This is a genomic window from Nocardiopsis protaetiae (assembly GCF_045446735.1).
GTDB classification, from domain to species: domain Bacteria; phylum Actinomycetota; class Actinomycetes; order Streptosporangiales; family Streptosporangiaceae; genus Nocardiopsis; species Nocardiopsis protaetiae.
In genome coordinates this window covers 1-7,453 of the sequence record NZ_JBJJBV010000306.1, presented here as the reverse complement: position 1 = coordinate 7,453, position 7,453 = coordinate 1, and the positions used below count along the sequence as shown (strand labels likewise).

Sequence of the window (7,453 nt, the reverse complement as noted above, 5' to 3'; positions counted from 1 at the left end):
CCCGCACCGTGCGGCCCATGCTCACCAGCCGGGCCGCGATCCTGGCCCTGGTGGTGTGCGTGATCGCGCTCAGCCTGGCCTACCCGCTGCGCGAGTACGTGGCCCAGCGCGCCCAGATCGCCCAGCTCCAGGAGGAGCGGGCGCGCATGGAGGAGAACGTGCGCGACCTGCGCTCGCGCGAGGAGGCCCTGGGCACCGACGACTACGTCGAGCGCGAGGCCCGGCTGCGCCTGCACTACCAGTACCCGGGCGAGACCGCTTACATCGTGGTGCGGCCCGAGGCCGAGGACGACCCCGGCGCCGAGGCGGGCCCGGGCGAGCCGTGGTTCGCCGCGCTGTGGCGCTCGGTGCGCGAGGCCGACGACCCCGCGGCGGGCACCGCGCCCTGATCTGCGGGACCCGGCCCGTACCGCGCCCTGAACGGGGGCGCCGGCGCCCCCGTTGGCCCTATCCTGGACCGGTCATGACTTCCGCAGATCAGCCCGTATCCGGGCACCCCGGTGACCCCGTCGACCCGAGCGACACCGCCGCCATCGAACTCCAGCTGGGCCGCACCCCGCGCGGCGTGCGCGGCGTCGCGCACCGCTGCCCGTGCGGCCTGCCCGACGTGGTGCGCACCGCGCCGCGGCTGGAAGACGGGACCCCCTTCCCGACGTTGTACTACCTGACGTGCCCGCGCGCCGCGTCCGCGATCGGCCGGATGGAGAACTCCGGCCGGATGCGCGAGATGCAGGAAGCCCTGGCCGAGGACCCGGACCTGCGCGCCGCCTACACCAAGGCGCACGAGTCCTACATCGCCGAGCGGTCCGAGCAGGCGCGCCGCGACGGCGTGGAGCCTCTTCCGGAGGGGATGCAGAGCACGGGGGGCATGCCCACCCGGGTCAAGTGCCTGCACGCGCTGGTCGCCCACGAGCTGGCCGAGCCGGGGGTCAACCCGTTCGGCGCCCAGGCTCTGGAGGAGCTCCCGCACTGGTGGGACAAGGGACCGTGTGTGTGCGTCGACGAGAACGCCCCCGAGGGCACGGAAGGGAACGGGTCATGAGCGGTGTCGCGGCGATCGACTGCGGGACGAACTCGGTCAGGCTGCTGATCGCGGACGTCGTCCAGATCGACGACGACGAGGTCCAGGTCGTGGACGTCGACCGGCGCATGGAGATCGTGCGGCTGGGCGAGGGCGTCGACGAGACCGGGGCGTTCGCCCCGCAGGCCCTGGAGCGCACCTTCGAGGCGCTGCGCGGCTACGCCGAGGCCATCGAGGCGCACGGCATCGAACTGGGCCCGGACGCGGTCCGGATGGTCGCCACCAGCGCCACCCGGGACGCGAGCAACCGGCAGGTGTTCATCGACGGCGTGCGCGAGATCCTGGGCGTGGAGCCGGAGGTCGTCACCGGCCTGGACGAGGCGGAGCTGTCCTTCGTGGGCGCCACCGCCGAGTTCGCGGCCGAGGCCGCCGAGGGCGGGCACACCGACCTCAAGCCGCCGTTCCTGGTGGTGGACATCGGCGGCGGGTCCACCGAGTTCGTGCTCGGCGGCGAGCCCGCCGTGGAGGACGACCTGGTGCGGGCCGCGCTGTCGGTCAACATCGGCTGTGTGCGGATGACCGAGCGCCACCTGCGCAGCGACCCGCCCACCGCCGAGGAGGTCGCGGCGGCCACGGCCGACATCGACGCGGCGCTGGACGAGGTCGAGCGGGTCGTGCCGCTGCGCGAGGCGGGCACGGTGGTGTGCGTGGCCGGGACCGCGACGACGGTCGCCGGGATCGCCCTGGGCCTGCCCGAGTACGACTCCGAGCGGATCCACCACACGCGTGTGCCGGCGGCGGAGCTGGACCGGATCACCGGGGAGCTGCTGGCGTCCACGTCGATGCAGCGGTCGGAGATCGGCGTCATGCACCCGGGCCGGGTGGACGTGATCGGCGCGGGCGCGCTGGTGCTGTCCCGGGTCCTGGCCCGCACGGGGGCGGACGCGTTCACGGCCAGTGAGCACGACATCCTGGACGGCGTGGCCTGGAGCCTCGTCTTCTAGGCTGTGCTTTTTCGGGCCTCCGCTTCGCTTGGGCCCGCCCGTCGCCCACCGCCACCCTCAACGGATGGCCTTCGGCCACGGACTCTCCTCGAAGACCTCTCCTCCGGGGCCTCCAGAACCCCGCTGGCGCCTCGCGGACCCGAGTGCAGGGGCACGAACTCCCATGTTCTAGCCTTCACCAGGGTCTTTCGAGGTCCGTACAAGGGACCTCCGGGTGAGACGTGTCACCCCGTCGGACCCTTGTGAACGCTTTCACAACCGCTCTGACCTGCGCAAACGCGATCGGCGGCGGCGGGAAAGTGGTGGGAAGGTGGCCTGGTGTGAACCTTCTCTGCGGGTAGGTGCTTGTGAAAGAATGCACAAGCAGCGACAAAAAGGTCGGGCTCCCGTAACAGCCACGACTCACAACCTGAGTAGGGAGCCTCACCCCCGCCACGACGGGGGAGGCCGAAGAAACCGTTAGGGCGGAAATGCGATGACCGAGAGCAGGAACTACCGGCTGGTGCACGGCGGCGGGGACGAGGCGGAGATCCCGCACATCCTCATCGTCGGTGGCGGTTACCTCGGGATGTACACCGCGAAGCGGCTGGAGAAGAAGCTCGGTGCCGGTGAAGCGCGGATCACCGTCATCGACCCCAACTCGTACATGACCTACCAGCCGTTCCTGCCCGAGGCCGCGGCCGGGAGCATCTCCCCGCGCAACGTCGTCGTCCCGCTGCGCAAGGTCTTCAAGCGGGTCCGCGTCCTGGGCGGCCGGGTCGTGCGCATCGACAACGCCGACCGCACCGTCCGCTACGAGCCCAACGTGGGCGAGCCCGAGACCATCTCCTACGACTACCTGGTGATGGCCGCCGGCGCCGTCTCGCGCACCCTGCCCATCCCCGGCCTGGCCGAGTGGGGCATCGGCATCAAGACGGTCGAAGAGGCCGCCTTCCTGCGCAACCACGTGCTCGACCAGCTCACCATCGCCGACTCGACCGACGACGAGGACGTCCGCCGCAAGGCGCTGACCTTCGTGTTCGTCGGCGGCGGGTTCGCCGGCGCCGAGGCCATCGCCGAGCTGGAGGACATGGTCCGCGACGCGGTCCGCATCCACCCCTCGATCGAGCAGTCGGACGTGCGGTTCTACCTCATCGAGGCCGCCGACAAGATCCTGCCCGAGGTCGGCCCCGAGGTCGGCACCAAGGCCCTCAACCAGCTGCGCCGCCGCGGCATCGACGTCCGGCTCAAGACGTTCCTGGAGTCGGCCGTCGACCAGCGCATCAAGCTCAGCGACGGCGCCGAGTTCGACGCCGGGACCCTGGTGTGGACCGCCGGCGTCAAGCCCAGCCCGGTGGTCGCCGCCAGCGACCTGCCGCTGGGCCCCAAGGGCCACGTCGACACCAGCGAGTACCTGATCGTCAACGGCGCCGAGAACGTGTTCGCCGGCGGCGACAACGCCCAGGTGCCCGACGGCAACGGCGGCTACTACCCGCCCAACGCCCAGAACGCGGTGCGCCAGGCCCCGGTGCTGGCCGACAACGTCATCGCCACCCTGCGCGGCGAGAAGCCCAAGGCCTACCGCCACAAGAACCTCGGCGCGGTCGCCGGGCTGGGCGTGCACAAGGGCGCCGCCCAGCTGTTCGGGAAGATCGGGCTCAACGGCCGCCTGGCCTGGTACGCGCACCGCGCCTACCACCTGTTCGCGGTCCCGACCTTCAACCGCAAGTTCCGGGTGCTGTCGGACTGGACCCTCGGGTTCTTCCTGCGCCGCGACTTCGCCGCGCTGCCCGACATGGCCGAGCCCCGCCAGGCCTTCGAGGAGGCCAGCAACCCGCAGGCGGTCGAGGGCGGCCACCTGCGCCGGGTGAGCTAGGACCCGTCCTCTAACGCAGAGAGGCCGTTCCCCGCAGGGGGATCGGCCTCTTCCGCTGTCCCGTTCCGGCCAGGCGACGGCAAAGTGGGCGACCGGCCCGGCCGGTATGATGGGCTCGCCCTCGTAGCCCAATGGTAGAGGCAGGCCCCCTAAAAGGGTCACAAGTGTCGGTTCGAGTCCGACCGGGGGTACTCGCGGGCCCGCCGCCTCACGGCGCGGGCCGCTCCTGCTCCATCAGCAGCTGCAACTGCGTGAACAGCCGCTCCCCGGGGTCGGACAGGTCGATGCCGCTGACCTCCGCCGCCCGGCGCACCCGGTACCGCAGGGTGTTGGGGTGGATGTGCAGCCGCTCCGCCGCCGCCCGCGCGTCCCCGAACGCCTCCAGGTAGGCCGACAGCGAGCGCACCAGCTCCGCGCCGCCGTCCCGGTCGTACTCCACCAGCCGCGACACCCGCGGGTCCCGCAGCGACGGCTCCTCGTGCAGCAGCGCCAGCGTCTCCCGGATGAGCACCCGCGAACGCACGTCGTCGATGGTCGCCACCTCCCGGCCGGGGTCGCCGCGCATCGCCTCCAGCACCCGGTCGGCCTCCTCCCGCGACTCCGGGGCGTCGGCCAGCCGCCCCACCGGCGAGCCCACCGCCGCCCGCACCCGCAGCCCCAGGGCCGACCGCGCCGCCTCCACGATCCGGGAGCACAGGGTGACCACCGTGCGCTCCACCCCGTCGCGGTCCCGGGTCAGGTCGGGCAGCAGCGCGTACACCCGGCCGTTCAGCTCGGTCACCAGCGCGCTGCGCCGGTAGGCGGCGGTGTGCACCGACACCAGGTCCAGGAACCGGCGGCGGCGCAGCTCCCGCTCGGGGCGGTCGGCCCGCTCGGGGCCCTCCTCCCCGACCGGGGCGAACGCCGCCACCAGCGCCGCCCGGTCGCTGTGCACCTCCACCGTGTCGGCCAGGGCGGCCGCGTCGATCCGCCCCTCCAGCAGGCTGGACAGCAGGTCCTCGCGCAGCCGCAGCCCGGCGCTGGCCCGGGTGCGCTGGCGGATCATCTGCAAGGCGGCGGTGCGGGCCGCGCCCAGCAGCGCCTCCTCGGCGTGCTCGGCCAGCGGCCGCGCCCCCTCCTGCACCCAGATCGCGCCCAGCGGCCGGTCCCCGGCGTGGATGCCCACCGCCAGCCGCCGCCGGATGCCCAGCTCCGGGTGCTCGTCGATGCTCACCACCTCCTCGCCCGCGCGCAGCCGGGCGAACACCCCCCACTCGCGCAGCAGCGCCAGGTACGACTCCGGGCCGCGCCGTCCGAGCACCGACAGCCGCCGCAGCTCGTCCACCTCGGCGCCGCTGGAGTAGGCCAGCACCCGGCTCGCCGCGTCCTCGATGCTCACCAGGCCGCCGGTGAGCTGGGCGATGGTCTGCGCCATCGAGAACAGGTCGCCGTCGGCCTCGCCGGGGTCGCCCTCCTCCAGCAGCCGGGCGTCGTCCACGATGCCCTGGCACACCGCCTGGAACCGGTCCCAGCGCACCTCCGGGCGCACCACCAGCAGCGCGATCCCCGCCTCCTGCGCCTCCGCGCGCAGCGGTGCCAGCTCGTCGCCGCCCACCCGGGGGCGGCGCACCGGGCTCCCCTCGGTCGGGGGGCCGGTCTTGACCGCGACCGCGGTCGCACCCTGTTCGGCGATCCGCCGCACCAGCCGCCGGGCCGACCCGCCGCGGGCCCCGATCAGCAGCACCAGGTCGCCGCCGCGCACCTCGGTCCGGTCCTCGGGGTCCACGATGAGGACGTTGTCCACTCGGACATCCAGTCCCTCCGGGGCCGCGGCCACGTCCAGGATCGGGTCGCCCAGGGCCAGCAGCAGGCGGCGCAGCGGGACACCCGGTTGAGGCTCCGCCTCTTCCCGGTCGTGACCAGCGGGAACGTCGGTCGTCACGGGAGCCTCCGGTGGTGTGCGGTGAGCGGCGGGACAAATGTCGCGAAATGTGACAGCAGTGGGCCTTCGGGTTTCATTTTGTCCTAGAGGACAAACAGGTCGGGCAAAGAGTGGCCCGCTCCACAAGGTTCGCACGGCCGCGTTCTGGGAGCGTTGGATGAGACAGCCCCTGCTCTGTTCAGGGAAAAGACTTTCAGGGAGGTGCCCATGGACGCCGTGACCAACGTCCCGCCGCCGGTGAACGAGCCCGTTCTCTCGTACGCGCCCGGTAGCGCCGAGCGCGCGGAGCTCGTCGCCAAGCTGGAGGAGCTCGGCAAGGAGCGCATCGACCTGCCGATGCGCATCGGCGGCGAGAGCCGCATGGGCGGCGGCGAGCCCATCGACGCCGTGCAGCCGCACAACCACGCCGCCGTGCTGGGCACCATGCGCAACGCCACCCACCAGGACGCCCGCGACGCCATCGCCGCCGCCAAGGCCGCCGCCCCCGCCTGGCGCGCCATGTCCTTCGACGACCGCGCCGCCATCCTGCTGCGCGCCGCCGAGCTGCTGGCCGGCCCCTGGCGCGCCACCATCAACGCCGCCACCATGCTCGCCCAGTCCAAGACCGCCCAGCAGGCGGAGATCGACGCGGCCTGTGAGCTCATCGACTTCTGGCGCTTCAACGTCGCCTACGCCCGCGAGCTGATCGCCCAGCAGCCGCTGAGCGTCAAGGGCGTGTGGAACCGCATGGAGCAGCGGCCGCTGGAGGGGTTCGTCTACGCGATCACCCCGTTCAACTTCACCGCCATCGCGGGCAACCTGCCCACCGCCCCGGCCCTGATGGGCAATGTGGTCGTGTGGAAGCCTTCCCCGACGCAGCAGTTCTCCGCCGAGCTGACCATGCGCCTGCTGGAGGAGGCCGGGATGCCCCCCGGCGTCATCAACATGGTCACCGGTGACGGCCTGGCCGTCTCCGACGTCGCCCTCAACGACCCCGAACTGGCCGGTGTGCACTTCACCGGTTCCACCCGGACCTTCCAGCACCTGTGGAAGACCGTCGGCGAGAACATCTCCACCTACCGCGCCTACCCGCGCATCGTGGGCGAGACCGGCGGCAAGGACTTCATCGTCGCCCACCACACCGCGGACCCGGAGATCCTGCGCACCGCCATCGTGCGCGGCGCCTTCGAGTACCAGGGCCAGAAGTGCTCGGCCGCCTCGCGCGTGTTCGTGGCCCGCTCGGTCTGGGAGAAGACGAGCGACGCGCTCATCGCCGAGACCGAGGCCCTGACCATGGGCGACGTCACCGACCTGTCGAACTTCATGGGCGCCGTCATCGACCGCCGCTCCTTCGACAAGCTGGCCAAGGTCCTGGAGGACGCCAAGGCGGACCCGACCCTGGAGATCGTCGCCGGCGGCACCGCCGACGACTCGGTGGGCTACTTCGTGCGCCCGACCATCATCGTGGGCACGGACCCGTCCAACGACGTGTTCCGCACCGAGTACTTCGGTCCGGTCGTCGCCGTCCACGTCTACGAGGACGACCGCTACAGCGAGATCCTCAAGGTCGTCGACGAGGGCTCCGCCTACGCGCTGACCGGTGCGGTCATCGCCAACGACCGCGCCGCGGTCGCCGAGGCCGAGGCCGCCCTGCGCTTCACCGCGGGCAACTT

Annotated in this window: 6 protein-coding genes and 1 tRNA gene; 6 read left to right on the top strand and 1 reads right to left on the bottom strand. The window is 72.3% G+C overall.

Annotated features, from left to right (window positions below; all coding sequences use genetic code 11):
* Positions 1–17: 17 nt before the first annotated feature.
* The 5 genes from ACJOT3_RS30040 to ACJOT3_RS30020 all read left to right on the top strand — a co-directional run bounded on the left by ACJOT3_RS30040 (position 18) and on the right by ACJOT3_RS30020 (position 4,071).
* Positions 18–389 (top strand): FtsB family cell division protein, encoded by a 372-nt coding sequence (locus tag ACJOT3_RS30040; RefSeq protein ID WP_406976508.1) that lies wholly within the window; start codon positions 18–20, stop codon positions 387–389.
* Between the two features lie 74 nt (positions 390–463).
* A complete protein-coding gene (locus ACJOT3_RS30035; protein WP_406976507.1) occupies positions 464–1,042 on the top strand; it encodes a DUF501 domain-containing protein in 579 nt (192 codons plus the stop codon).
* Positions 1,039–2,025 (top strand): Ppx/GppA phosphatase family protein, encoded by a 987-nt coding sequence (locus tag ACJOT3_RS30030; protein ID WP_406976506.1) that lies wholly within the window; start codon positions 1,039–1,041, stop codon positions 2,023–2,025. Before ACJOT3_RS30035 ends, ACJOT3_RS30030 begins: the two co-directional genes overlap by 4 nt.
* A 475-nt stretch (positions 2,026–2,500) precedes the next feature.
* On the top strand, positions 2,501–3,880 hold the full coding sequence (locus tag ACJOT3_RS30025) for an NAD(P)/FAD-dependent oxidoreductase (RefSeq protein ID WP_406976505.1): 1,380 nt from the start codon (positions 2,501–2,503) through the stop codon (positions 3,878–3,880).
* 117 nt (positions 3,881–3,997) lie between these two features.
* A tRNA-Leu gene (locus ACJOT3_RS30020) sits at positions 3,998–4,071 on the top strand.
* 17 nt (positions 4,072–4,088) lie between these two features.
* Here ACJOT3_RS30020 and ACJOT3_RS30015 read toward each other — a convergent pair.
* Positions 4,089–5,801: a helix-turn-helix domain-containing protein gene (locus ACJOT3_RS30015; RefSeq protein ID WP_406976504.1), complete on the bottom strand. Its 1,713-nt coding sequence runs from the start codon at positions 5,799–5,801 to the stop codon at positions 4,089–4,091.
* 207 nt (positions 5,802–6,008) lie between these two features.
* On the opposite strand from ACJOT3_RS30015, the gene pruA reads away from it, so the two are divergent.
* On the top strand, positions 6,009–7,453 hold a 1,445-nt coding region (gene pruA / locus ACJOT3_RS30010), incomplete at its 3' end, for an L-glutamate gamma-semialdehyde dehydrogenase (RefSeq protein WP_406976503.1).